Source organism: Pseudoalteromonas sp. S327 (assembly GCF_005886415.1).
Lineage (GTDB): Bacteria > Pseudomonadota > Gammaproteobacteria > Enterobacterales > Alteromonadaceae > Pseudoalteromonas > Pseudoalteromonas atlantica.
Window position 1 is genome coordinate 61,671 of the sequence record NZ_PNDP01000019.1, and the last position, 25,438, is coordinate 87,108.

At 40.4% G+C, this 25,438-nt stretch carries 21 protein-coding genes and 1 pseudogene; 10 read left to right on the top strand and 12 right to left on the bottom strand.

Annotated elements, in window-relative coordinates; genetic code table 11:
• Positions 1 to 14 precede the first annotated feature (14 nt).
• The 4 genes from CWB60_RS07625 to CWB60_RS07640 all read right to left on the bottom strand — a co-directional run bounded on the left by CWB60_RS07625 (position 15) and on the right by CWB60_RS07640 (position 4,634).
• Complete coding sequence (locus tag CWB60_RS07625; protein WP_171036131.1) at positions 15 to 2,369, bottom strand: TonB-dependent receptor; 2,355 nt, start codon at positions 2,367 to 2,369, stop codon at positions 15 to 17.
• 498 nt (positions 2,370 to 2,867) lie between these two features.
• Positions 2,868 to 3,380 (bottom strand): CC0125/CC1285 family lipoprotein, encoded by a 513-nt coding sequence (locus CWB60_RS07630; protein WP_138579856.1) that lies wholly within the window; start codon positions 3,378 to 3,380, stop codon positions 2,868 to 2,870.
• A gap of 25 nt (positions 3,381 to 3,405) precedes the next feature.
• On the bottom strand, positions 3,406 to 4,146 hold the full coding sequence (locus CWB60_RS07635; protein ID WP_138579844.1) for an anti-sigma factor family protein: 741 nt from the start codon (positions 4,144 to 4,146) through the stop codon (positions 3,406 to 3,408).
• On the bottom strand, positions 4,143 to 4,634 hold the full coding sequence (locus CWB60_RS07640) for an RNA polymerase sigma factor (protein ID WP_138579845.1): 492 nt from the start codon (positions 4,632 to 4,634) through the stop codon (positions 4,143 to 4,145). The genes CWB60_RS07635 and CWB60_RS07640 overlap by 4 nt, the downstream gene beginning before the upstream one ends.
• Before the next feature lie 139 nt (positions 4,635 to 4,773).
• Here CWB60_RS07640 and CWB60_RS07645 point away from each other — a divergent pair, with 139 nt between their 5' ends.
• Positions 4,774 to 6,120: a S8 family serine peptidase gene (locus CWB60_RS07645; protein ID WP_138579846.1), complete on the top strand. Its 1,347-nt coding sequence runs from the start codon at positions 4,774 to 4,776 to the stop codon at positions 6,118 to 6,120.
• Here the strand turns inward: CWB60_RS07645 and CWB60_RS07650 are convergent.
• The 3 genes from CWB60_RS07650 to CWB60_RS07665 form a co-directional block, all read right to left on the bottom strand.
• Entirely contained in the window at positions 6,104 to 7,057 is a 954-nt protein-coding gene (locus CWB60_RS07650; RefSeq protein WP_138579847.1) for a surface lipoprotein assembly modifier, read from the bottom strand. The two genes, CWB60_RS07645 and CWB60_RS07650, sit on opposite strands and share 17 nt — an antisense overlap.
• Positions 7,058 to 7,385: 328 nt before the next feature.
• Positions 7,386 to 8,279 carry a RodZ family helix-turn-helix domain-containing protein gene (locus CWB60_RS07660; protein WP_138579849.1) on the bottom strand — a complete coding sequence of 298 codons (894 nt, stop codon included), beginning with the start codon at positions 8,277 to 8,279 and terminating at the stop codon, positions 7,386 to 7,388.
• Between the two features lie 135 nt (positions 8,280 to 8,414).
• Positions 8,415 to 10,652, bottom strand: a complete 2,238-nt coding sequence (locus tag CWB60_RS07665; RefSeq protein ID WP_138579850.1) for an exonuclease domain-containing protein — start codon at positions 10,650 to 10,652, stop codon at positions 8,415 to 8,417.
• An 89-nt stretch (positions 10,653 to 10,741) separates the two neighbouring features.
• Between CWB60_RS07665 and CWB60_RS07670 the strand changes: the two genes are divergently transcribed.
• Positions 10,742 to 11,236, top strand: a complete 495-nt coding sequence (locus CWB60_RS07670; RefSeq protein ID WP_138579851.1) for a phosphatase domain-containing putative toxin — start codon at positions 10,742 to 10,744, stop codon at positions 11,234 to 11,236.
• Positions 11,237 to 11,529: 293 nt separating this feature from the next.
• Here CWB60_RS07670 and CWB60_RS07675 read toward each other — a convergent pair whose 3' ends face one another.
• Positions 11,530 to 11,949, bottom strand: coding sequence for a GNAT family N-acetyltransferase (locus CWB60_RS07675; protein WP_138579852.1), 420 nt, complete (start codon positions 11,947 to 11,949; stop codon positions 11,530 to 11,532).
• A 169-nt stretch (positions 11,950 to 12,118) separates the two neighbouring features.
• On the opposite strand from CWB60_RS07675, the pseudogene CWB60_RS20950 reads away from it, so the two are divergent.
• Positions 12,119 to 12,252, top strand: a pseudogene (locus CWB60_RS20950) (protein phosphatase); the annotation flags it as partial.
• A gap of 7 nt (positions 12,253 to 12,259) precedes the next feature.
• On the opposite strand, the gene CWB60_RS07685 reads toward CWB60_RS20950, so the two are convergent.
• From CWB60_RS07685 to CWB60_RS07700, 4 genes are all read right to left on the bottom strand, one after another.
• Positions 12,260 to 12,979, bottom strand: a complete 720-nt coding sequence (locus CWB60_RS07685; RefSeq protein ID WP_029772166.1) for a DUF6445 family protein — start codon at positions 12,977 to 12,979, stop codon at positions 12,260 to 12,262.
• On the bottom strand, positions 12,972 to 13,712 hold the full coding sequence (locus CWB60_RS07690) for a SapC family protein (RefSeq protein WP_029772167.1): 741 nt from the start codon (positions 13,710 to 13,712) through the stop codon (positions 12,972 to 12,974). Before CWB60_RS07690 ends, CWB60_RS07685 begins: the two co-directional genes overlap by 8 nt.
• Before the next feature lie 38 nt (positions 13,713 to 13,750).
• Positions 13,751 to 15,307, bottom strand: coding sequence for a tryptophan halogenase family protein (locus CWB60_RS07695; protein ID WP_029772168.1), 1,557 nt, complete (start codon positions 15,305 to 15,307; stop codon positions 13,751 to 13,753).
• A 71-nt stretch (positions 15,308 to 15,378) separates the two neighbouring features.
• Complete coding sequence (locus CWB60_RS07700) at positions 15,379 to 18,672, bottom strand: TonB-dependent receptor (protein ID WP_029772169.1); 3,294 nt, start codon at positions 18,670 to 18,672, stop codon at positions 15,379 to 15,381.
• A gap of 356 nt (positions 18,673 to 19,028) precedes the next feature.
• Between CWB60_RS07700 and CWB60_RS07705 the strand changes: the two genes are divergently transcribed.
• The 7 genes from CWB60_RS07705 to CWB60_RS07735 all read left to right on the top strand — a co-directional run bounded on the left by CWB60_RS07705 (position 19,029) and on the right by CWB60_RS07735 (position 25,359).
• Positions 19,029 to 19,601: an RNA polymerase sigma factor gene (locus CWB60_RS07705; protein ID WP_004585933.1), complete on the top strand. Its 573-nt coding sequence runs from the start codon at positions 19,029 to 19,031 to the stop codon at positions 19,599 to 19,601.
• The gene (locus tag CWB60_RS07710; RefSeq protein WP_004585932.1) at positions 19,594 to 20,688 is read left to right on the top strand and encodes a FecR family protein; all 1,095 of its coding nucleotides are present in this window, start codon (positions 19,594 to 19,596) and stop codon (positions 20,686 to 20,688) included. The genes CWB60_RS07705 and CWB60_RS07710 overlap by 8 nt, the downstream gene beginning before the upstream one ends.
• A 37-nt stretch (positions 20,689 to 20,725) precedes the next feature.
• Positions 20,726 to 22,156: a sugar porter family MFS transporter gene (locus CWB60_RS07715; RefSeq protein ID WP_054982226.1), complete on the top strand. Its 1,431-nt coding sequence runs from the start codon at positions 20,726 to 20,728 to the stop codon at positions 22,154 to 22,156.
• A gap of 221 nt (positions 22,157 to 22,377) precedes the next feature.
• Positions 22,378 to 23,637 carry an OmpP1/FadL family transporter gene (locus CWB60_RS07720; protein ID WP_138579853.1) on the top strand — a complete coding sequence of 420 codons (1,260 nt, stop codon included), beginning with the start codon at positions 22,378 to 22,380 and terminating at the stop codon, positions 23,635 to 23,637.
• 1 nt (position 23,638) lies between these two features.
• Positions 23,639 to 24,052, top strand: a complete 414-nt coding sequence (locus CWB60_RS07725; RefSeq protein WP_138579854.1) for a YeeE/YedE family protein — start codon at positions 23,639 to 23,641, stop codon at positions 24,050 to 24,052.
• Between the two features lie 4 nt (positions 24,053 to 24,056).
• Positions 24,057 to 24,458, top strand: coding sequence for a DUF6691 family protein (locus tag CWB60_RS07730; RefSeq protein WP_138579855.1), 402 nt, complete (start codon positions 24,057 to 24,059; stop codon positions 24,456 to 24,458).
• 169 nt (positions 24,459 to 24,627) lie between these two features.
• Complete coding sequence (locus CWB60_RS07735) at positions 24,628 to 25,359, top strand: mechanosensitive ion channel family protein (protein ID WP_249318365.1); 732 nt, start codon at positions 24,628 to 24,630, stop codon at positions 25,357 to 25,359.
• Positions 25,360 to 25,438 lie beyond the last annotated feature (79 nt).

Here is a 25,438-nt window from a genome sequence, read left to right on the forward strand (position 1 = left end):
TTATTGAAAAATGCCTAAAAGTTATAGCCTACCCTTACACCATAAGTGCGAGGATTAGCATAATCGGCCGCAGCCACATTACCACCAAAGCGGACTGTCCTAAGTAGTATAAGCTCATCTCCTGCGTTTTGAACATACGCACGTACAGACCACTCATTATCTGCCGAATACCATGCAAGGCTAGCATCGTACTTTTGGTAACTTTCTTGAGTACCAAATGAAAAAGGCAAATCGTTGGTTGTATACGAATCCGATAATTGAATACTGGTAGCAGGCACAACGCGGCCTTTATCACCTAAATCAAACTCATAACTGGCCAATAGTGTAATATTGTATTTAGGGCTTAGCTGCACGTCATTACCATCTAGTTGCAGTAAGTTATCTACGCCATTAATGGTCTCTCCACCTTCTTCAAAGACATTTGGCGTAACAAAATCGCCATACGTTGAGTCTGTAAACGCGGCGCGTGCCCCTAGGCGCAATGCATCACTTGCCTGCCAATCAATTTCTAACTCAAGACCTGCAGCATCAATTTCGCCGGCATTACCAAAAAACGACACCGCCGTACCACCCACGTTTTGAAAACGAGTAGAAAGCAGGTCCTCGTACTGGTTGTAATATAAAGAAGCGTTAAATCTTAATGAATTATCAAGCAGCATGCTTTTAAAGCCAAGCTCGTAAGCCGTTACTGTTTGCTCATCGTAGCTATCTTCGCCATTAAAAGCGCCCTGTGCGTTACCCGCTAAAAAGCCTGTAGAAACGGTAGCATAAAGCAGTTGAGAACTTGCCAAATCGTGTTCAAGACCTAGCTTCCACGTTACTTTACTCCAATCATCGTCTGCGTTATCAACCTCAAGTACAGAAAAATCAAGCGTGCTTAAGTTATCTGGGTTTTGGCCGTAAATATCCCACTCACGGCTGTCATTTGTATACCTAATGCCGGCTATACCGCGTGTATCATCATTAAATGTGTAATTACCTTGAAAGTAGGCAGCAGCTGATCTTGTTTCTAACTGAATTTGATTTAACCACGACGCGTACTGAAATTCTTGGGGTTGCGTTGTATCTGGCACATTATCAACCACAGCCCCATAGCTGCCATTTAAAAATGCGTTGTCTAAATCTTCTGAGAGCAAATAAATACCCGCTACCCATTCAAAGTCGCTTTCATACGTTGAGCTAACCTGCACTTCTAACGAGTTTGTTTTTGATTCAATCGCATTGCCATCAACCGTGGTTGCATAAGTCGAAAAATCACCATCAGTAAGGCGCGTTTCTTCGTAATCCATTGAGGCTGCAATCACTTTCAAATCTACCGACTCTAATGACCAGTTAAGCTCTGCACTAATGCTTACATCACTTACATCACGCGATGGTTTATAGTCAAACTGCTGAGTAAATGGGTCTGACGATACCGCCTGTGCTGTATCAAGCCCTGGTGTTGCAGCGTTATCTAAACCTGCACCAAAGCGGCCACAATTATTGCCACACACATCGTCACGACCAATTCGCTCAGTTAATGGTGCCGACAAACTTGTTTTACCCGTTGCAGGGTTTATAGGAACGCCTAAAATATGGTAGCCAAAAGCACCGCCGCCATTTGATTCATCCTGCCACGTTTCTATTTTTACATTTAAATTTATATCGTCGTTAATTTCAGTAAAAACTTGGCCACGTAAAAAATACATATCAGCATCTTTTAAGCCTGCATCTTCATTAAATGTATTTTCAACGTAGGGATCTCTTATTTCTCGAACGCCAGTAAATCGCACCGCAGTGTCATCAGTAAGCGCTGCATTAAAAAAGCCCTCACCACGTAAATGACCATAATTACCAAATGTAACGGCCATACCGCCTTCGGTAATATCTAGCTCTGGTTTTTTAGCTATAACATCAATCGCACCACCAAATGAGTTACGACCAAACAATGTACCTTGTGGCCCGCGTAATACTTCAACACGCTCTAAATCAACAAACCCAGCAAGCGCCTGCCCGTGACGAGGACGATAAACACCGTTAGAATAAAACGCGATGGCAACATCGTTAGCCTCTACTTGCTCTGTTCTAGCACCGCGCATAGCTGGGCGAGCATCACTGCCCGACACACCCGACTTTAACCCTGGCGCTAAGCTATCAAGGTTTAAGATATCAGTAACGCCATTTTCTAGTAAATCTTTAGCAGATACAGCGGTCACAGCCAACGGCACTGATTGAATACTTTTAACACGCTTAGTAGAGGTAACCGAAATAACCTCCAACTCTTTGTTAGGGTTTAACTTTGCCTCTTGCGAGTATACCGAGGCTGAGCCCAATATCGCCGTGTTTACTGCAGCAAAAATAAGTGTTTTACGTAAAATATGTGCGGCCATGAGATTAATTCTCCACCTGTTGATATAAGTTATTTTATTAAGCATTTAAGGGCTAAATAACCCGCAACCGAATTTTAAGTATTTATAATGATTAAAAGCGCGATTTAAATGCCTATTTTTTCGACTTATAAAAACTATCGCTTTTTGCATTCGAATGCAATAAAGATTATGTAAAAGTTTTACAGGTTCATAACACTAAAAACGAAGTAGCGGATTCAATTAAAAATAAACCCTTTAAAATTATAAAGTTATTTTTAAAGTTTATTCTTTAAAGCACTGGTTTGATCTGTTTAATTTAACAATAACAACCAAAGAAAGAAGTATGGTAGAGAAAATACAGATTAAAAGACTTCGAAGTCCAAAGAGGGGGGGGTAATCACATTTAAAGTAGGCACCTAACCAACTAATAATTAAGTGCCCACTGTCACTAAAAGTTAAAGCGTATGGCTGAAATATAATTACATGTAAAATAGCAACAGCTAATAACTATTCTCATAATTAATTTTGTGTCTTTTTGCTTAAGTTTTCAATTAAGTCTTGTGCGCTATAGCTGTTGTCGCTGGGTTTAATACCTTTGCCCATTTTAATGTCAATCAGGGTGTATACTTCTTTTCGTTTATCATTGTTGCTCACTTGTACGCCTACGCTATTGCTCGGGCGTACGCGTGTTTCGCAGGTTAATAAACCGCAGTTTCGCTCATATTGCTGGCTGTGTGATGCACTAATAGATGACGCGGGCGCTTGCGATTTAGACTCAACAAAGGTTTCTTTATTTGTTACAACAAACCAGTCGTAGCCTTGCGCTTGGGTAAGTTCAGCCGCGCGTAACAATGCATAGTCACCGGCATCGGCTACGTTGTTTGACACACTTTTAAACTCGACGCGGTATTGATCGTCACTAATTTTTTGCTCGCTATAACCTTGTGAGCCATTATTAGCTGGGCGGTAGTCGGGTTTAGATGCGCAACCCGCCATAAGTAAAATACTGATAATTAAAATAGATGTTTTCATCATTCACCTCGTTTTATAAAAACTATTATTGGTTTAACTGCCACTTTGCACTAATTGCTTGCTGCTCTTGCGCTCTATCTAGTGGTGCGCCGCTGATCATGCTATCTATAACAGCATCTAACTCACTGTTATTAGACGCCGTTTGATATTGCGCGCCATTATCACTTTGCTGCGCGGCTGTTTGCGCTTTTATTTGCCAACCGCTTTGCGTTTTACAAGCAATGCTTGTTTGCATGGTATTGTTTGAGCTTAGCGCATACTGCCTACAAAGCTCACCTTGCTGATTTTTAAAGCTAAGCTGCGCGCTAAATACTGAGCCATCACTTTGCTTATACTCACCACTACTTAGCTGTGTATTAAGTGCTGCTGCTATGTTACTGGCTACTAAATTTTGCGACTCATTGGGTTGTAAATAACTAGTCATTGCAATACCAAATACCACGGCAACGCTTGCAGCTATTGCTAAGCTTTTATTAGCCGACTGCTTAACCCTTTGCCAAGGCGTTAACGTTACTACATTGCTATTTGACGTGTTTTTTGTCTTTGCTGTATCAAGCTTTGCAACCGTTTTAGCTAATGAGTCACTAAGGGGGGCGTCATCAATACTTGTTGCGTGCTCTTTTACTCGCATGTCTACTTCGCTTAGCTCTGCAAGTCGCATCACTAGTTCATCATCGGTTTCAAGGGCTTTGCGCACTTGCTCCATTTCGTGCTCGCTTAGCTCTGAGTCTAAAAAGGCGCTAAGTGTTTCGTCGTTAATGTTCATACTTGCTCCTTTTTAAAGTCGGGTTTTATTAAATTATAAAGTGTACTGCGTGCTCGCGATAATTTACTCATTACACTGCCTATAGGTATATCCAGTGTATGTGCTACTTCTTTATAGGCCATGCCCTGCACTGCCACTAGCGATACAATGGCGCGTTGCTCTTCGGGTAATTGCCCAAGTGCTGTATTTATATTTTTAAGCATTTGTTTGTTTTCGAGTGTTTGGTGCTCATTACTTGTAATTGGCTCTGGTAAAACATCGGCCTGAGCCGTATTTTGTCTTACCTTGCGTGAGCGGTATTCGTCTATCCACACATTGCGACAAATTTTAAACGCCCATTTAGCAGGCTCAACGTCATCCGGAATGCCTTTTACTAATAGTTTTTCAATTGTTATTTGCACTACATCGTCTGCATCTGCTTTACTACCCGTTAGCGAATAGGCAAAGCGCCTAAGCATGGGCAATAAGGTTTTTAATGTTTCGTTCATTGATTTTTACCCCTTTTATAAAGAAGACGATTCAAAAAAACATTTATTCCCAAATAATCAAAATAATTTGAATAATGAAATATTTCTATGTGTTAAACGTTAACTACAAGCATGATAAATTTAATAGAAGTAACCCACTATGAATATTAAAAACACACGCGTTAAACACATAATAGCCACTTCGCTTTGCATATTTAGCGCAACGAGCTCTGCTAATATAGTGAGAGTCGATCAAGTGCTTGGGCAACTAAACCCAATAGAGCAGCGTATTGAGCAAACAATAGAGCGAGCACAGCGCCTGCCGCTTCCGGTGCCTGTACCACAAGTTTCGATTGATGAACTAAAAGCGCAAATTAGTGAGCCAATTAGCAATTTACCTAATGTGCTTAACATTAATATAAATAGCCAAAACACCGCATTTGTTGAAGTAGAGCTAGAAAACGGCTTTAGAGCAATAGAGCGCCAATGGTTATTAATGGCAAATAGCCAACAACTTAATACCCTAAAACAGCAAAATGTAACCATTGTATCGGTAAAAAATTACAACGCACTTAACATGAGCTTAGTGCGTTTTAACGTGCCCCAAGGTGTTAATTCTAAAAGTGAGTTATTAAAAGCGCTTAACTTAGATGAGTCTGCAATACTTGACCGAAACCACATATACCAAGCGCAAACAGGCGAGCCTACCGAAAAAGTAACACCAAATAACTCTATTGCCCCTTACTGCACACTAAGCGTAAAAATTGGCATGATCGACAGCGCCATTAATACCAAACACAGTGCTTTTGAAGGTGCAAATATCACTACGCAAAGCTTTTTACCACAAGGGTTAAGCTCGCCAAATTTACACGGCACCGCCATTGCAGGGCTAATTACAGGTAAAGGCGTAAAACTTAGCCCGCTTTTAGGCAGTGCCAAGCTTTACAGTGCAGAGGTGTTTTATAAGCAATCTGAATATGCTCAAGGGGCTACATTATTTGCCATAGTAGAAGCACTTAACTGGCTAGTTAGTAATAAAATACCCGTAATTAATATGAGCCTAACAGGGCCAAATAACGCAGTTTTAGAAGCAAGTATTACTGCCGCAATAAAACAAAACGTGTTAATTGTAGCTGCTGCAGGTAACCAAGGGCCGGCGTCGCAGCCGTTATACCCAGGTGCGTATAAAAGCGTGATAGCGGTAAGTGCTATTGATTCACAAAACCAAATTTATAGATGGTCAAATAAAGGCGATTACATAGACTTTGCAGCCCTTGGTGTAAATGTTGTTACAAGCCAAGGCAATGGAAAGTTTGGAAGGGAGTCGGGTACGTCAATGGCGGCGCCGCATGTAAGCGCGGCATTAAGTTGTTTATTGTTAAAGCATGGTAATAATAAAACCAAAGCACTTAACGAGCTTACATCGCTTGCCGTCGATTTAGGCGAGCAAGGCAAAGACACCACCTTTGGTTATGGTGCCATTTACCCACCTAAAAGTGCACTTTAACTGACGCCGATAAAACCGATTGCGTATAGGTATTGCTACTAAGCTTTGATTGATAATCGCCATATTCAGCCTCGGCTATGAGTGTTACGTGCTCAAACACAGCTAGGTTATAAAACGCATTAACGACATTTCTGTGCTCATCTCGCGACGGTATTTGCTCAAAAAAATCATCCGTTGTTTGCTCATCGTAATCTTTATTTTGATAACGCCAGCCAGCTCCCACTTTGTTAGCCACATTAAAGGCCGTAAATTCGTGTGTAACTTTAGTAGTAAAACCGTAGCCGTTAAAGTCGTATTGGTTGTCGTCGGCGTTTTCTTTATCGGCACTTAGCGATGCCATTAGCATGGTTTGCCCATTATTTATAAAATGATAAAGCGCTACATCGCCACCTACGCCGTCGGCATTACGTGCTTTTGCAGTAGCAAAACGTTTAGCTTTGGTTTTTACACTCATACGCAAGTACGTATGCGGGTTTAAAAAATGGCCATAGTAGGCGCTGGCTTGATTAAAATGTAAAAATGTATCGCCATCTACATTTGCTTTTGCACCATCGTAACGAACCCCTACTTCATGGCTATTAAAGCTATAGCTGCCATCTAAACCGTATTGATGCAGGTCTAAATCGTATTGATCAAACTCATCGTAGTCTTGTTGTTCAAACTTATAGCTTGAGGTTAATTTAGCGTTTTTGGTTACTTGCCATTTTGCATTAACACCGGCTGCGGTTTTTATGCCGCTGTCGCTTTGCGAGGAAATATCGTCAAGCTCTTGAACAGAGAGCGCCGAGTTACTTAATACCCCAACTTCTGCATCTGCATTTACTTCAAAGCTACTTTTAAAGGGCTTATTTTGCTCAGCTGTTTTAATGTGGTTAGTTTGTGCAAGCACCGCTTGAGCACTAAAAACACACAATGTGGCGGTTATAACTGCTTTCATATTTATTCTCCAACAGGCCGAATAGGTTTCCCCATTCGGCATTTTGCAAATACGCTTAGGGCGTGTTGATCTTTGATGGTTAAATTTGCAGCAGCATGTTTGGTTTTTAGGCAAGGCAGAGCCTATGAAGTGTGGTTATTCCCCATAAATGGGCGATAACGCAGCATAAATGCCAAACATGCGCTGCCCTTCGGGTTCTGTCTAGGGGCGATAAGCTATTTGTTGCCTACATGGATGCAGATAAAGAGCGAGAGCAAGATGCGGAAGCTTTGCTCAGTTTAATCGCCCCTAGATTGAACAAATTTCAATCTGCAAAGTTCAACACGCTCTAAAGGCCTAGGTCTAAATCGTTAGTAATGCTGGTTACTACTTCACTTGCGGTGCTAAGTGCTACATCGTTACTAATTTGATCAGTAACCGCTGCACTCACCTGCCCGCTAACACTTTGCTGTACCGTACTTTGTAAACTACTAACCGTACTGTCTTGCACACTGGCAATTAAAGATTGCTGAACACTGCTTACTACTTCATTACTGGTATTAATTACATCACCCATTTGCAGTGCAGAACTCACTGAGTTTGCCGCTGTATTAGTAATTGCTAATTGGTTTGTAAGCTCACCGGCATTAGTTGCATTAGTTGCATCAGCTTGTGTAACTGAATCGGTAGCGCTACTTACATTTGAAAGTAAAGAGGCATCGGCTGGTGTATCGGTAGTATCTGGCTGAGCGCCTTGCTCAGAGGTAACAGAAAGTAATGACGACTGGCTCACAGCGGTTGTTAAATTACCCGCCGATGAGGTTAACTGCGTTGTTGCATCAAGCGCTGTATTGGCTGTGGTATTGTTTGTGGAATTAACTGTGGTATTTAAAGACGAGGCCGATGCATTTAATGCATTATTTAAAGACGAGCCGGCAGATGCAACTAATGTATTTGCAGGCTCTGCGGCCTCACTGCTTTCTTGCGCTGGAGTTTGCGTGTTATTCGCCGTCGAATCTGTGTTTTGCGAGTCATCAGCCGTTACTTGTGTATCGTTAGATACGTTTGACTCGTTGCTACCACTGGCTGTTAAACCATTTTGTGAAAGCGTAATAGATGTAGATGTTTGTTGCTGCGCCGACGTTGACTGAGATAGTTCAATATCAGCGGCGTGCGCTGCACCTGTAAAAGTACACACACCGCTTAACATCATTACGCTTACAATTTTATTTAATTTAGTCATTGTTTTGTCCTCTAGTTTGTCGGATTGACATAAAGAAGACGATTTACAAAAACACTTTATTCCAAAAATAATTAAAAATTATAATAACGTTACTTAATTATTTAAGTTTCATACTCTTAAATATAAATTACTCGTTTACTGCGTAAGCGTTTCACTGTTTTGGATCAGCAATAACAGCTCGGCAGTGGCGGTAGCATCGGCCAATGCGCGGTGATGGCTGGTTAAATTTAAATTAAAATGCGCGCTAAGGTTACCAAGCGAATACGACTTTAGCCCTTTAAACGCTCTGCGCGATTCAACCACGGTGCACATTTTTGGCATTTTAAAAAAGTGCCCTGCAGTCTCGCATTCTTTTTTTATAAAACCGTAATCAAAGTTCACGTTATGGGCTACAAAAATACTACCAGCAAGTTTATCTAGTAGTGGCTGTGCTATATCGGCAAATACAGGGGCGTTGTAAACCATGCCATCGCTTATGCCGGTCAATTTTGTAATAAAGCTTGGGATATGGCGCTGCGGATTAATAAGTGTCGTCCAGGTATCAATCACTTTACCGTGCTGCACTTTAACAATGCCAATTTCGGTAATGCGGTTACCGCCTTTTAAGCCACCCGTGGTTTCTATATCAACCACGCTGTAAATACGGTTAGGGTCTACAAACCACTTAACAGCAGCAATATGTACTGTAAAACCTACATTTTTTAAATTATCAATAGTGGTAAGTTGGTTGCGCCTAAGCTTATCGCCTGGGGCTTTTACCTCTTCAAAATGTACTTGGCCATTATTAATAACCATTAAGTCGGGGTAACCGTCTTTTAGCTGTAAATAGTGTTTGCTCATAGCCGTTAAGTGCGCAATTAACGCTTCAAGCGGGCTGTTTAAAATAAGTGCCTCTAGTGGCTCTAATAAATTGCTGCGCCATCTAAATAAACCATTGGGCTGCTCAAAATACTGCGCGGCATGCTTACATACCAAATTAAGCAGCGCCTGATTAGTGCTACAGCTTTTTAAACGTGCGTTAATTTGCGTGCTTTGTGCTTCATAAAAATTACCAAGCTGCAAAACTTGCGGGTAAATATCAAATTCATTACACGGCGGGTAAGGCGACTCAATAAATAACTCGTGCCAAAATACTAAGCCAAACAAGCTTTGCCATAAGGTGTTTTCGGTATTAAATACCGTTAACCCTTTTGCACTGTAATGCTCATTTACGCCTTGTTCTACATCGCCTCGGTAAATTTCGTCAATTTCAAGCACACACAGGGTGTCGGCCAGCATGGTACTTAAGCGCGAACGCGTTTGTTTATTAAACTTACGCATTAAAAAGTCATCAGCAAAATACAGTAAATCGTCGGTGAGCGGGTTTTCTATAATTTGCTCTAGCTGCGCTTTAACCCACGCTTTATTACCTAGGCGGTATTGCTCTCTTATTTGAATTTCTTGTGCTTCGGCGTAATCGGTGCAGCCTTCAAGTAAGCTAAAAGCAAGTTCGCTATCGGTATTTTTAAGTTGTTTATACAGCCTAACCAGCAGTTTGTTTTTAATGTCGTGCGCTTGTGCGCCATGCGCCGGTTGCGCCAATACTAAATACGCAAGCTCGGTGTAAGGGGCTTTGTCATCAAAGGTTTCATCTTTTGTATTACCGGCTGTTTTGCCAATGTTTTTAAACGCTAAACGGTAACGATTTAAAACGTAATTAGATTGCGCCTCAGCGAGTGTATTAAAGCGCGATAAGCTCTCGCTGTGCCCTTCGCGGGTAGCGGTTAACCCTAAATCGCGCATAACAAAGCGGTTTTGATGGTTTACATCGCCACTACTTAAGCGCCCTGCAAATAAAAACTCAAAATACTCGTAATAAACTTCACGGTTATTAATGACATACTGACTATATAAAGGGGCAAGCTCATCTGCGCGATCACTAAAAAATTGGCACGCAATAGTGACCAACTCCCCTTTAGCTGCGCTTTTCTTAAAGCTTACTTGCTCACTGTAATTACTGAGTAACTCCACCAACATGGGCTTGGTTAAATGCGCTATAAGAAGCTTGTAATGCTGCGCGTTTGGCTCATATAAAATACCCGCTGTTTTTAGCGTATAAATAGCCTGATGCGGCGAAGTTATTTCTTCATAATTGAGCGATTGCGCCTGCACTAAATAAGGCTTGCGCGAATACACACGCGCCAACATGCATTGGCTTTGCTCATCTAGTTGGTTAATTTTACTAATAAATTCACTATGTTTAGGCTCAAGTAAATGCATACATTTACTTGTTACAAACTCAATAAGCTCTCTAAAATGCGCTAAATAGTATTTTGCTGGTAATTCTTTTTTCATAATATCGCCACAACTGTATATAAAAACAGCATCCAGCATTTGTGCTTATTATTCAATCTTAAACTTGCAACTAAAACACGCTATAGTGAGCGTATAAAAGTAAATTTATTAAAAATAAAGGACTTACCATGAGCGCGCACCCGTACGATGTTTTATCACTCAATAACGGCGCAAATATTATTTTTACGCCTTGCCCTGGTACAAAAACGCAAAACCTAGCGGATTCAATCGCCACATTAAAGGCGGCTGGCACTCACATGCTGCTTTCACTTATGCCGCAAAAGGAGCTTGAAAAAAACAACGTAGAAACAATTAATAGTGAGTGCAATAAGCACGATATAACCTGGCTTCATTTACCAATAAATGACGACGAAGCCCCCAAACAGCCTTTTACATCAAGCTGGAACACCCACAAAACAGACATACTACAAGCCATACAGCAAAAACAAACCATTGCCATTCATTGCAAAGGCGGCACTGGCCGCACAGGGTTGGTTGCTGCGCTTATTTTAAATTCGGCAGGTTACACAAAAGAAGAGGTATATAAGTTAGTACAAGGCATTCGCCCTAAAGCGCTTACTATAGTTCTGCAAAAAGAATACTTTAATAACTTTGAGGTATGAGGGAGAAACTGGGGAATATGTTAACGCTCATTCTTAGTTACCCTTTATAAGCTTAGCCACTTATTAACGGTAACTAATCGTAATTATGTAAACCAAAAAAACACCAAATAGGAATGAGCCAAAACCTGCAGGCATAAATGTACTTTTAAATTTTTGAGCAGACCACACAGCAATTAAGAACACCTCGCTTTCCTAAAAACTAATGCCTGCATAAGGCAAGACAGTCGGACTTGACTAAAGTTAGCTAAAGAGTAGTGAAACCAAGTACTTTACGCCTCTTAATACTGTTGCTATTAGACTCGCAAGCTCATGTAGTAGAAACGATCATCTTTTCTATCGACTGCAAATCCAATACGGCTATATAACTTAAATGCTGGGCTACGCTGAAATACTTTGAGGTCTATGAATTTGACGCCTTGTTGACGAGCCATATCAACTACTTTAGCAATAACGTGAGCACAATAACCTTTGTTTTGATAAGCAGTTTCAATCTGAATATCGCGAAGTTGGCAACGCCCTTCTTCAAACGATAAGCGCACGACACCTATGTGTTGCTCCTTACACAAAATATCAAAATTTTTAAGGTTTTTGGTAGCTTGATAAACGTCTTCTACATCCCAATCTACCGCATAAATTTCGTAATAGGGTTTCATATTGTTAAACGTAAAGTGTGCGGCAGCCTTTAAGTCTTCAGTAGCAACAATCTCTAGCATCCATCTAGCCTCAAAAAAGAATTAATACTCAATAAACTAATTAGCCACTTTAATTGAATAAGCTAAACTGCGCTATAAATTACGCGTGCTAATTGGTTAATTAGTTTTAACCAGCTTTCAAGGGGTATATTCAACTTTTAATGTAAAAGAAAATGGGTAATATCAATATGGACGCACAGCGTTAGTCGCTGCGCTTATTTTAAATTCTGCAGGTTACACAAAAGATAAAGTGTACAAGGTATTCGCACTAAAGCACTGACTATAGAATTGCAAAAAGAGTACTTTGAAAGTTTTAGCGGGTAATAAAAAGCTAACGTAAAACAGCAAAGCTACTAATAGTTAAACGCCCATTAATTGGATCGCGTGCATAATCGTTAACCGCATTTATATTACCAGAGTGCAATAAGTTGCTTGGGTATATAACAACCCGATTTAACTTTGCCTCTACACTGTAAACTTGCTCAAACAAAGCTGTACTGCCATTTATATAATGTGGGTTTTTGTGAAGCTTTTGCGCCATGGCTTGCTGCTTAATAGTTTGTCTATATGGCATAAATCGCTCTTTTGTTATGCGTTCATACCCTAGGGTTCTATGCTTATAAAATGAAGTGCCACCATGCGTTTCATCACATAAAAAGTGCACCATAGCAAGTTGATTCATATTAGGTGTATCAAAATGAGGGAGCATTTGTATTGGCCTTAGCTCATAAGGTTCAGTGCATGCAATTGAAAAAGCAGAAAGTATTACATCAAACTCGCTTTTATCTGTCATATCAAAGTGTGAATTAATAATTGGCGCAAGGTCTTTTAACCGCTCGATATAACTAAGCGGTGCTACTTTTCTTACTCCTGGATAAAAATCACTTTCTTGTGCGCAAAATGTTTCTCTAGCGTTTTGAGAAAACACAGCAAAATTAATAAGTGCATCTACATTATTTACAAAATCATCAATAACAATGATTGGGGTTTGCTCCTCCCCAACAGTGTGTATCTGTAACACCATATTTTTGTTAAGTGTAAAATCAATCATCGGCTAAATTAAGCACCGCATTTTTACGCTCAATCAATGGGTATATTTGGCCAAGTGAGGTTATAACAGTATAAATAGCGGGTAATAAAGCGCGTTGATGTAAAAGCGTAATTTGATCACTATCAAGTTGTGCGAGTCTTTCTTGATTAATAGTGTATAAGCCGTTTAACTTTGTTTTTTGACTGTTCTGAAACGTTACCTCAAGCGATAATGGCTGCAGTAGCTCATGCTGTAACAAAGTATCTATTAACTTTTTATTGTCTATTTCGCCTTGTAGTAAATGCCCTAAACACTGCTTTATTTTTTTTAAATAACCACTTTCTTCTGCGTTTTGGGCATAAATTGGTTCTAAATCATTCTGGCTTTGCGCTTGGTTATTAATGACTGCTGGGCTATTTAAATTAATACACACAGGGTATTGAGTTTGCTTTGCATGAGTATCACCAACAAAAAATGGCTGACGCTGTAACTGAAGCGGTAAATATACTCCCTGCCACTGCGAGTGCTGATAAAACAAGTTCTCATGTTGCTCAAAGCCTAATAAAGCATTGAGTGTAAACTCCCCTGTTTCTGAGTTTTTTGCAAAAACTATAGGCTGCTGAACGGCAATTTGATTAAGTTCTGCCATAACAACAGGGATCATATTAATGTTTTCAGCGTGTGATTGTGCTTTTTGTGTGTCTATTTTTATATGCTGATGAGCACTTTGCTCTAATGCGACTAAATTTTCCATGCGTGTCTCTTTATTGTTTTTATGTGTAAATTTTTAAGCTAAATAGTGCTAAAGCCATGACTCTTAATTTTATTTAACAATTCTCGGTTACTAGGTAAGTTAGTGACTGCTTGGTTTATCATGCTTTTATTTTTATCAAACTGACTTTTAGCAAAATCAGTGTCTTTAAGCATATAGGAAGTTGTGCTGTAGTCACTTTTAAAGCCCATACCATATAAAACATATTGATAACTCGCCGCTGGAAACACCTCATTGTTACTTGTAAAGTCGTGGTCAGCAGGGGCGCGGTATTGCCATAATTTCATTAGATCTTGTAGGCTTTGAGGAATCGTTTTTGGGTCTCTGTTATCACGCCAAAATGCGTTATCGTCACGGGTTGATAAAATATAGTGTAACTTTAAAAAGTCGATTATTTTTTCCCACCTGTAGCTAAACGTCTCATTAAAGCGCTTGGCGGTAATATCCATAATATCGCGGGTGTGGGGGAGTTGTTCGCTTATCATTTGCGCTGACATTTCTACTAATACCAATGCAGAAGCTTCAAGCGGTTCCAAAAAGCCAGCCGAAAGCCCTACCGCAACACAGTTGTTCTGCCAAAAGTGTGAGCGATGGCCACTTTTAATAGGGATTTTTCTAATTGTTAACGACTCTATTTTATCGCCAACATACTCTTTAAGCTTTTCTCGTGCTTGTGCTTCGCTACTGTATTTACTCGAATACACATAACCTACCCCACGGCGGTGTTGTAACCCTATATCCCATATCCAGCCTGCTTCTTGCGCTGTTGAAATTGTGTGAGACGCAATGCTCTCATCTTCATTCTCATAGGGGACTTGCACTGCTAAGGCGGTATCGATAAACAGCACATCATCGCAAGGCATAAAAGGAACCTTATAATGCTCGCCTAATAACAATGATGAAAAACCGGTACAATCGACAAATAAATCACCGCTAATTTCACCTTGTTGCTTTGTGGTAACACTTGCAATATCGCCATTTTTAGCACTATTGACCTGTGTTACATCAGCTAAAAAATGTTTAACGCCAAGCTCCTGCGTACAATGTTTTTGTAAAAAAACGGCAAATTTTGCCGAGTCTAAGTGGTAGGCATAATTGGCTAAGGCAGCATATTCTGGGGTGCGAATTGTTTTAGGAGCAAGCCCTTGCTCACAAATAGCTTCTTGGTAACATACTGCATTAGAAAAAGACGTTGACTCAGCGGTATTATTTAACCAATGCCCTGCCATATCTGTTTTTGAAAAGCCCTGTGGCAAAACTAATGGGTGATAATAAAAATCATCCTTGCTGCCATCTACCCATTTGGCAAATTTTGCACCTTGCTTAAAGCTTGCTTCGCACTCACGTATAAAGTCGGTTTCGCTAATACCAAGTGCTATTAATGTACTACGCATGGTAGGCCAAGTGCCTTCACCAACACCTATAATTGGTACATTTGGAGATTCAACTAGCACAACATTAAGGCCATCGGGGGTATTACTTTTATGGTGCGCCGCTAATCGTCCTGCTGTTAGCCAGCCCGCTATACCACCACCAACGACAACCACTGTTTTTATTTTTTTATTTTGCTGGTTCATACTTGTTACCTATAAAGGCATATTTAAAAAGTGGCTATTACTAAATGTAAAAGCCACTTTATTAATTAAAGTTAAAAACTACCGCGAATACCTAACGCAAAACGTCGTCCGCTATCTTCAACCAATAATAATTGATTAGAAAAACGACCACGCTTGTGCACATACTCTTCGGTTAAGTTAATACCTTCAAAAAATACCGATACATTTTCGGTAATGTCATAGCTGCCGCTAGCATCAAGTTGTGCGTAATCTTCCACAATTGTCACACCATCACCATTTAGCTGTGTAAGTGACTGTACGAAGCTATCGCGCCAGTTATAGGCTAAACGCGCTTGAAATGGTCCATTCTCATAAAAGCCAACCACATTATAAGAGTCGCTTAAGCCTGTTAATGCAAATACTTGAGTTATATCTGCAGGGTCTAGCTCTGCATCACTGTCTACAAATGTTGCATTAACCATAAAGCCAAAGCCACTGTCAAAACTATGCTGTAAGGCTATTTCCCAGCCATCAACAATCGCCGATTCGCTATTATTTGGTAAGGTGTTTGTAAATACAGCCGTTGAGTCGGCTGCATCAGGGTTATCTACATCGTTACCTGTTGAAGGGTCAGTCAACAATCCGCCACCAGACAATTCAAAGGTTAAATCTTCAGTGGTATTGATAATGAAGTTAGCAACATTCTTTCTAAAGTAACCAGCGGATAAATAACTGGCATCAGCGTAATACCACTCTAATGATAAATCTAAGTTATCAGAGGTAAACGGTTCAAGTTCAGGGTTACCAGAGCTTGATGTTAAATTGCCCCCCTGCCGAGTTGTTTCGATTACAGTTACAGGCGACATACTATCGAGTGTTGGTCGTGTAATTGTTTGTGATACAGCAGCACGTGCTATTAGCTCATCGCTTATTTCAAGCTTTACACTAAAGTTAGGTAAAATCGCTTCGTAATCTGAACTTGCTGAAATATTTTCTACGGCGCCAAAGTTTGCGAGCATTTCCGTTTTATCTAAGATCGTTAATGCACTAACTGGCTCGTCTGTGCCTTTTACTTCTACATCGGTGCTTTCGTATCTAAAGCCGGCTGTTGCGTATAAAGGCATGCCTGCAAGTTCAGCTTCAAAATCAAATTCTGTATAAAACGAGAAAGTATCTTCAGTTATCTCAAACGACTTATTACGCTTAACTGCATCAAAACTAATAGGCTGACCATTCGCTGCAGCTATTTGCTCAAGGTACGCAAAGTTTGCCTCACCATCATGTGCAAGCCATGACGTTGGCATACGACCGCTGCCGCTCACATCAGATAAAAAGTCATCCCCTGCGTCAAATACAAATTGCGCTAAGCCATCCATACTTGGGTCATCTGGGTAACCACAAAAAGTACAGTGAATACCAACACCTTCGTTATCCCAACGATCGAGATTTTTTGTTTCAGTTGAATACATAGCACCAAATTTGACCGAGACTAGGCCTGATGTACCATCGTTATGCCAAATGCTATCCCAACGAAACTGATCCACGGTATCTTCTACAGCCCAACCACGGCGTAGCATTACATGTGCTCGGCTATTGGCTGTATCTAAATGGTTTGATACGCCATCTGGTGTAACTGCAGGGTTATAAGCAACACCGTCCAGCTCTTGCTGGCCGCTATAAATGTTAGGGTTAGCAGAGGCAAACTCACTCGCATAAGGTAAAATACCGCCATCCACTTCAAATCGAACTCGGTTAGCATAGCCAATCAACGATAACTGATCCCCGCCACCATTATTAGCCTCACGCTCAGCTTTTGAGTGGCTTAAATCAAACTTCATATTTAAGTTATCGTTTACATGCCAATCAAAGTTTAAACCTAATGCGCTAGAGTTGGTTAAACGATCAAACTTTTTAGCGTGCATATCGGTGGCAAGGCCTACCTCTTGATATAAATCAACCACAGTGCCATTTTCATCAACAGTTGGCCCTGCAGCGCCGCCAAAGCCTTCTAAGTTTGGCGCTGTAAACCAATGCCCATAAGACGTTGTGTCTGCTTCTACATCAAAATCAGAATAGAGCGCATCAGCAGTGATAACTAAATCATCTGAAGGTGCGTACTGTATTACTAAGTTTGCATTGGTACGTGTACGTGTTTCTGTTGTTACTTTATGATCGTAATTACGCGGCGAAAAAATATTACCGGTGTATGCTTGCCCGCTTTGAGTTTGCGGGTTTGGGACGCCCACGTTTTCTAACCAGCCGTCTACCTGCGCCTGGTTTAAGCGTGTTTCGCGCTCTTGGCGAGAAACAGCGAACAAAACCCCCAATGTGTCATCATTAAATGTATTACTAATTAATCCAGAAATTTCAGGTGTAGTTTCTTCGCTATTTTCATCGTAAATACCCTTAACGCTACCTGCCACTTTAAAACCGCTAATCGCAAATGGTCGCGCAGTATTTACATTTACTGTTGAGCCAATACCACCAGATTGCATAGTGGCTGTTGAGGTTTTAAATACATCTAAGCTTTTAACTAGCTCTGATGCAATAGTATCAAAGCTAAACGCACGGCTTTGATTTTCAGAGGCCATTTGGCGACCATTTACAAGCACAGTATTAAACTGCGGGCCAAAACCACGCACCGTAATAAGCTGCCCTTCACCGCCTGAACGGTCTATTGAAACCCCCGTAATTCGCTGTAAAGACTCAGCTAAATTTGTGTCAGGAAATTTACCAATATCTTCTGCTGAAATGGAGTCGACCACGCCGCCCGCTTCTCTTTTGGCATCCATAGCTCGGCCAAGCGAGCCCCTGATCCCGCGTACTTCAATTATTTCTGGTTCTTGTGCTGCTGTCTCTGCCACTGCAGGGAGCGTTGCCATTGTGCTTAGTACAGCTAGTACAGCACTGGACACGCCATTTTTTTTATAGTTAGCCATGTTGTCAGTTCTCTCGAAACTTGGGTCTATTAAAATAGATATTTGCCCATCTTCGCTAACATGCGGTTGCAACCCTGTGCCATCGAGTAAAATCTGTAATGCGTTTATTATTGAATACTCGCCAGCAATAGTATTTGTTTGTAACTGCTGAATTTTATCCAGCGGAAAAAGCAAAGTAATATCGGCTTGCTCGGCAAAATTTATTAGCGATAAATCGGCCCTTTGTCTTGGAATATTAAACACAGCTTTATCGTTTACAGCGCTCGCTTTTACCTCGGTGGTGAGTAAGCTAAAAACCAGCGCATAAAGCGGTAAACAAAGCGGCAAATGTAAATATTCCTTGTGTATAGTTTTTGGCCACACACAGAACAAAGACGAGTGACTTTTTATTTTCCTCCATAAATTTTTTTTATTTTTTTTTAATAAATTATTTTTTTGACTAGCCATGCTAATTTTTTTTATGCCTTTATTATTTTTATTGTTTGCGCTTTTAACTGTATTTTTAAACAATTAAAAATACAGTCCACATTGCAATTTTTTACTTATTAATTAAAAAGTTAAAGTTTCTAAAGTACAGAGCCAGTACTTAGTAAGGTATTTATAATGGCAAAAACTGTAGTACACTTCGCCTTTACATTACAAGCTTTATGCCCTTTGCGGTTAGTGAACATTAAATTTAAAAATAAAAAAACTTATTTATTTTTTAAATTTAATGGCGGATTTTTTCTTACCATTCGTCTTAGTTTGTATTGGCAAAACAATAACAATAATTGCCGTAAACACACACACGAGACACACACTAAATGACGAAAGACACACTTTTTTATAAGGTCTATTTGGCCTCGCGCAAAAGTCTCTCAAATGTAGTTGCACGTATAGTGCCGCCACATGAAATTGAAGATATAGTGCAAGAAACTTATGTGCGAATTTGTCAGATTAAAAACACTGAAAACATAAGCTCACCAAAATCTTTTATTTATAAAACGGCGCGAAATTTAGCGCTCGATTACCAAAAGCAAGCCAATATACGCCTAGTCGATGGGATCGACAACATGGAAGCGTTAGAGCAACTCTTATCGGAACACCAGCAAGACGAAATGTACGAAAAAGCACTCACCGATAGTGAATTTTCTAATTTTTGTGAAGCCATACGGCTTTTACCTGTGCAGTGCCGTAAAGTGTTTGTATTAAAAAAAGTGTATGGTTATTCGCAGCGAGAAATTGCTGCTCAATTAAACCTTAGTGAAAGTACCGTGGAAAAACATATAGCAACAGGCATGAAACGTTGTACGCAATTTATGCGTCAATCTACAAAAAGTGTTTATGGGCAACCAAATACTTCTTCGCAGCTAAATGCAGGAGGGAGGAATGAGTAATGTTCATCATATAAACGAACGAAACACTAGCGACGATGCGCGCCTTGATAAAGCAAGTGAGTGGCTGGCTAAACTTGATCGTGGACTGTCTAAGCTCGAAGAACAAGCATTAAAGCAATGGTTGTCACAATCTTATAAAAATGTAGAGGTGTTACTTGAAGTAGCACAGCTGTGGGACAAAATGGACGACCTCAGCCGCTTGTCAGATCTGTTTCCACAAACACCAGTAAAACAAAAACGCCTCCCTGTGTGGTTAGGTGCAACAGCTGCATCTATTTTATTAGCTGTTGCACTTAGCTTTTTTCAAGAAGCGTTTAACTTTTCATTTTTTTACCCGGTTAATCAATCAGCTGTGGTTGCTAAACAGCTTAATTTTCAAACCGACGTAGGTGAAAGTAAGGACATACTGCTTTCTGATAAAAGTAAAATCACCTTAAACACAAATAGCTTTGTTCAAGTGAGGTATACCCAACACGCTCGCGTAATAAATTTACTGCGTGGCGAAATTCATATAGACGTAGCTCACGATAAAATGCGCCCTTTAAGTGTTATCGCTGGTGATAAAGTTATTCAGGCTGTTGGTACTGCATTTAATGTAGAAGTAGGTCAAAAGCAAATAGAACTGATTGTGACAGATGGCAAAGTCCTTGTTGCAGAGCAAAGTACCAAACCGTTACCAAATCTTTCCCAAGGGACTAATAAACAAGGTCAGTATTTATCAAATAGTTCAACTTCGGTGTCAAAGGGAGAAAAACTTGATTTAAGCTTCAAAGGCAAAATTGCTAAAGCGGCCGAAAAAGTTGATCCTATGGATGTAGCCGCTAGATTATCGTGGCGTAAAGGTAGCTTAATATTTAGAGGTGAATCACTTGCTGAAGCCATGGCTGAAATCAGCCGCTATACAAATATAGATTTCGAGCTTTCAGAGGATGACCGTCTCAAAAAAGTACAAGTAGCTGGCATGTTCAAAACGGGCGATATTAAAGGACTGCTAGAAGTATTAAACAATAATTTTAATATTGATTATGAAAGAGTTAGCCCAGATAAAATTCGTTTAAAATACGCAGCACCACACGTCTCAATATAGTAAAGTACACAATAATAAAAAACCAGGACACACAATTATGACATCACCTCTCTCGCCGAGCAGTAATAGCTCGGCGCACACATTGGGCACATGCTCTCTTTTTTACGTAATTTTTATCTCTGCCGTGGCTGCTATTGGTGGCTTTTTATTTGGTTTTGACTCGGGTGTTATTAACGGCACGGTGTCGGCACTCGGTAATGCGTTTAATTCAAGCAGTGTAGCTACGGGCTTTAACGTAGCGTCTGTATTACTTGGCTGTGCCTTAGGTGCACTTGCTGCGGGGCCGCTGGCTGATAAGTTTGGCCGGCGTGCAATTATGATCATCACCGCGATTATTTTTGCCATTAGTGCGTTTGGTTCGGGCATTAGCGAAAGCTCGGCCGAGTTTATTTTTTACCGCTTATTTGGTGGCTTAGGTATTGGTGCTGCATCGGTATTAGCGCCGGCTTATATTGCAGAGGTTGCACCACCAGCCCTTCGTGGTCGTTTAGCTACATTACAACAACTCGCTATTGTATTGGGTTTATTTGCTGCATTTTTAAGTAACTATTTAATTGCTGATGCAGCAGGTAGTGCGCAAAATATTTTAATGCTTGATATAGCCGCTTGGCGTTGGATGTTTTGGGCTGAGCTTGTGCCTGCAATACTGTTTTTAGTGGGTGTGTTGTTTATTCCTGAGTCGCCTCGTTATTTAGTGGCGCAAGGTAAAGTAGACGATGCAAAAACAGTATTTAGTAAAATTTCGAACGACAACGTTGCTGAGCAAATAAGCGATGTTAAAAGCTCCTTACGCAGCGATAAAAAGCCAAGTATTCGCGACTTATTTATTGATGGCAGTAAAAAAGTACACCCGATTGTATGGGCGGGTGTTGCGCTGAGTGTGTTTCAGCAATTTGTAGGTATTAACGTGGTGTTTTATTACGGCTCTGAGCTTTGGCAAGCTGCTGGGTTTGATGAGTCGCAATCGTTATTTATAAATGTATTAGCGGGTACGACTAATATTGTATCGACCTTTATTGCTATTGCCCTTGTTGACAAAATTGGCCGTAAGCCACTGCTATTAGTAGGCAGTATTGGTATGTTTATCAGCTTAAGCGCGCTTACTTATATATTTGGCAGCGCAGGCCTTGATGAAGCAGGCAAGCTTGTACTTAGCGATAACATGGGTACGTTCGCGCTTATTATGGCTAACTTATTTGTGGTATTTTTTGGTTTAAGTTGGGGCCCCGTTGTGTGGGTGTTATTAGGCGAAATGTTTAATAACCGTATTCGTGGGGCAGCGCTTGCTGTTGCTGCAAGCGCGCAGTGGATTGCTAACTTTGCCATTACCATGACCTTCCCTATTATGCTGGCTAACATAGGCCTTGCCGGAGCGTACGGATTTTATGCTTTATCGGCACTTATTAGCATATTTTTTGTGGCCAAATACATTACAGAAACCCGTGGTAAAACACTTGAGTCTATGTAATTAGCCCTGAAAGCGGTGAACCCTTTTCACCGCTTTGTGCTTTTTAGGTAAATGATTGATTCAATAGCAGTATTAAACCATCTAATAATTACTGCGCTAAACAGTGGCTTACCCCTCTCGTTCAGTATTCCTTTTTACTATAAGTAATCGATTTAAATTCCTTTTTTGAATATAGAAAATTAGCTATTGTCCGCGTTTTCCCACTACGTATGTCTATCAAAATGAAAAATAAGTTAGTATCTGGTTTGGCCCTAACCCTTACTTTAGGTTCGTTTAACGCATTTGCTACCAATGGGTATTTTACTCATGGTTATGGCATGACCCACAAAGGCATGGCGGGTGCGGGTGTTGCGCTATCTGAAGAGTTAATGTCTGGCGCTAATAACCCTGCTACCTTTTTAGCTAATGGTACGCAATTATCTGTGGGCTTGGAGCTTTTTTCGCCTGATCGAAAATACTCAGCATCCGATGTAGATACCTTTTACCCTGACGCATTTTACCTGCAAGCAAAAACCCAAAAAAGTGATAACACTTTATTTGCTATTCCTGAGTTTGCTATTGGCCACCAGCTTAATGACAAAGTAAGTATTGGCTTATTAGTTTATGGTAATGGCGGTATGAACACCGACTACAGCGCCGATTCAGAGCCTGAAGGCACATTTTATGCTGGCACTACTGGTGTTGATTTAAAGCAAATGTTTATTAGCCCAACAATAAGCTACAAACTTAACGAGCAAATACGCCTTGGTGTATCACCAATTTATGCAGTGCAGCAGTTTAAAGCTACAGGCCTTGGAAACTTTGCGCCTTTTTCGCAATCGCCCCAAGCCCTTACTAATAATGGCACTGACACCAGCACAGGCTTAGGTATTCAATTAGGTATTAGCCAAGATATAAACTCGTCATTAAGCTTGGGAGCAAGTTACCGCTCATCAGTATCTATGCAAGAGTTTGATAGCTATAAAGGTTTGTTTGCAGAGCAAGGTGGATTTGATTTACCTAGTTCGCTTCAAATTGGCGCAGCTTATAAAATTACGCCAAACAACCAGCTTGTATTTGATTGGCAAAAAATAAATTACAGTGAAGTAAACAGCATTGCTAACCCGATTGATAATTTAATGTCGGCTCCACTAGGTGCCGATGCAGGCGCAGGCTTTGGTTGGGACGATATGACCATTTATAAACTTGGCTATCAGTGGCAGCGTACAGCAAAACAAAAAATTCGCTTTGGTATTTCGTATACAGAGCAACCTATTCCTTCATCAAACGTTTTACTTAATATTTTAGCGCCAGGTGTGCAAGAATGGCATTTTACTACGGGGTTTAGCCATTCTATTAGTAACACGGTACAATTAAATGCAATGGCTTTTTACTCGCCAGCTAAAAAAGTATCGGGTGCTAACTACTTAGCGCCAAACCAACAAGTATCAATTGAAATGGAGCAATCAGGCCTAGGTGTGTCGGTTGTTTGGGGAATATAAAATGGTTACAGAGTTTACGCCAATAGCGGCAGCTATAGGGGGTGCTTTAATAGGAATAGCGTGCGCACTATTACTGGTTTTATACGGAAAAATAGCCGGTATATCAGGCATTGTTAAATCTGTTTTTAATAAGCAAACGGCTGAGTCGCGTTGGAAATTATACTTTATTGCAGGGCTATTATTAGCCGGTATTGCGGTGCGTATATTTGCGCCGTCTTTATTAGAAGGTGAGCTGAGCTTATCGCCTGTGCTTATAGTTGTAGCTGGGCTACTTGTCGGTATGGGCACCTCATTAGCTAATGGCTGTACAAGTGGCCATGGCGTATGTGGCATGTCGCGTTTTTCTACCCGTTCGTGGGTTTCAACATGTACATTTATGGCCGTGGCTATAATTACAGCAAACCTAGTAGGGTAAAAAAATGACAGCAGTAATTCATGTTATTTTAGGATTTATATTTGGTTTAGGGCTTATCATTAGTGGTATGACAAATCCCGACAAAGTACTTAACTTTTTAAATTTTCAAAACCAATGGGATGGCAGTTTAATTATTGTAATGGCTGTGGCTATGGGAATAATGATGCTGGCATGGTTTTGGGTTGCCAAAAAAGATAAACCACTGCTTGGTGATACGTTTACTTTAAGTGATGTTAAAAACATTAGCCCTCGGCTAATCACTGGCTCTGTACTGTTTGGTTTAGGATGGGGATTAAGCGGCATATGCCCAGGCCCTGGCCTTGTGCAACTTACTTCACTTAAAATGGAATTTTGGTTATTTTTTGCAGCCGTACTTGGCGGTATGTGGATAGCTAAAAAAGTATAAATTTAACCTCGAAAGATATACGGCCTTAGTCCTTCATTAAAACTGGCAGGTATTAGCTTGCCAGTTTAACCCTATTTAAATAGCCTCTCTTTCCTTGCCTTGGCTAACTATTCATATAGGTACATAACTTGCTGCTTACTCTTTTAAGCTTATAAAAGAGAGGTAAGTAATGTTTGCTACTACTTTTTACAACCTAACAGAGCAACCTTGGATGGTTATTGCTATTTGTTTAGTTTCTATAACTATAGCTTTGTTTTGTATCCGCTTTTTTATAATGTACTGGCTTAAAAAGTGGACCTCTCATACAAAATTTATATTCGATAGCTTACTTATCGCCTCTATCTCTAAACCGCTCACCCTTTGCACAATTATTGTGCTACTCACCATTATAGAGCAAGGGTTGTTAATACAAGGCGAGCCGGTTGCGAGCTATATGTCGTTTTCGACCATTAATATTATTTTGGGCTTAGTAGCTATTATTTTATTTTTTGACCGCTTTTTTGTGGGCACCATTAATTACTACAGCAAAGAGTCGGCGGTAATTTTTAATTCGCAAAGTATTATTAAAGGCATTATTAGGGTAAGCGTTTTATCGGTCGGGGCTTTAGTGCTGTTAGGCACCTTGGGTATTTCTATTACGCCTATTATTGCCTCGTTAGGTATTACGTCATTAGCGGTGGCGCTTGCTCTGCAACCCACCCTTGAAAACTTTTTTTCGGGCGTACAGCTTGTTATAGATAAACCCATACGGGTAGGGGATTTTATTGAGCTTGAGTCTAAGGAGCAAGGCTTTGTAGAGAAAATTGGTTGGCGCTCTACATGGGTTAAAATGCTGCCAAATAATATGATTATTATTCCGAATAGTCAGCTTTCTAAATCGCGTATTAGTAGGGCGTGTTGATCTTTGATGTTTGAATTTGCAGCAGCGTGTTTGGTTTTTAGGCAAGGCAGAGCCTATGTAGTGTGGTTATTCCCCATAA

Excerpts from the sequence above, each read along its gene's own strand:
- CWB60_RS07625 (WP_171036131.1), bottom strand. The coding sequence starts at position 2,369 with ATGGCCGCACATATTTTACGTAAAACACTTATTTTTGCTGCAGTAAAC.
- CWB60_RS07695 (WP_029772168.1), bottom strand. The coding sequence starts at position 15,307 with ATGAACCAGCAAAATAAAAAAATAAAAACAGTGGTTGTCGTTGGTGGT.
- CWB60_RS07705 (WP_004585933.1), top strand. The coding sequence starts at position 19,029 with ATGACGAAAGACACACTTTTTTATAAGGTCTATTTGGCCTCGCGCAAA.
- CWB60_RS07725 (WP_138579854.1), top strand. The coding sequence starts at position 23,639 with ATGGTTACAGAGTTTACGCCAATAGCGGCAGCTATAGGGGGTGCTTTA.
- CWB60_RS07720 (WP_138579853.1), top strand. The coding sequence starts at position 22,378 with ATGAAAAATAAGTTAGTATCTGGTTTGGCCCTAACCCTTACTTTAGGT.
- CWB60_RS07730 (WP_138579855.1), top strand. The coding sequence starts at position 24,057 with ATGACAGCAGTAATTCATGTTATTTTAGGATTTATATTTGGTTTAGGG.
- CWB60_RS07645 (WP_138579846.1), top strand. The coding sequence starts at position 4,774 with ATGAATATTAAAAACACACGCGTTAAACACATAATAGCCACTTCGCTT.
- CWB60_RS07670 (WP_138579851.1), top strand. The coding sequence starts at position 10,742 with ATGAGCGCGCACCCGTACGATGTTTTATCACTCAATAACGGCGCAAAT.
- CWB60_RS07635 (WP_138579844.1), bottom strand. The coding sequence starts at position 4,146 with ATGAACATTAACGACGAAACACTTAGCGCCTTTTTAGACTCAGAGCTA.
- CWB60_RS07685 (WP_029772166.1), bottom strand. The coding sequence starts at position 12,979 with ATGATTGATTTTACACTTAACAAAAATATGGTGTTACAGATACACACT.
- CWB60_RS07675 (WP_138579852.1), bottom strand. The coding sequence starts at position 11,949 with ATGCTAGAGATTGTTGCTACTGAAGACTTAAAGGCTGCCGCACACTTT.
- CWB60_RS07715 (WP_054982226.1), top strand. The coding sequence starts at position 20,726 with ATGACATCACCTCTCTCGCCGAGCAGTAATAGCTCGGCGCACACATTG.
- CWB60_RS07640 (WP_138579845.1), bottom strand. The coding sequence starts at position 4,634 with ATGAACGAAACATTAAAAACCTTATTGCCCATGCTTAGGCGCTTTGCC.
- CWB60_RS07735 (WP_249318365.1), top strand. The coding sequence starts at position 24,628 with ATGTTTGCTACTACTTTTTACAACCTAACAGAGCAACCTTGGATGGTT.
- CWB60_RS07630 (WP_138579856.1), bottom strand. The coding sequence starts at position 3,380 with ATGAAAACATCTATTTTAATTATCAGTATTTTACTTATGGCGGGTTGC.
- CWB60_RS07650 (WP_138579847.1), bottom strand. The coding sequence starts at position 7,057 with ATGAAAGCAGTTATAACCGCCACATTGTGTGTTTTTAGTGCTCAAGCG.
- CWB60_RS07700 (WP_029772169.1), bottom strand. The coding sequence starts at position 18,672 with ATGGCTAGTCAAAAAAATAATTTATTAAAAAAAAATAAAAAAAATTTA.
- CWB60_RS07710 (WP_004585932.1), top strand. The coding sequence starts at position 19,594 with ATGAGTAATGTTCATCATATAAACGAACGAAACACTAGCGACGATGCG.
- CWB60_RS07665 (WP_138579850.1), bottom strand. The coding sequence starts at position 10,652 with ATGCTGGATGCTGTTTTTATATACAGTTGTGGCGATATTATGAAAAAA.
- CWB60_RS07690 (WP_029772167.1), bottom strand. The coding sequence starts at position 13,712 with ATGGAAAATTTAGTCGCATTAGAGCAAAGTGCTCATCAGCATATAAAA.
- CWB60_RS07660 (WP_138579849.1), bottom strand. The coding sequence starts at position 8,279 with ATGACTAAATTAAATAAAATTGTAAGCGTAATGATGTTAAGCGGTGTG.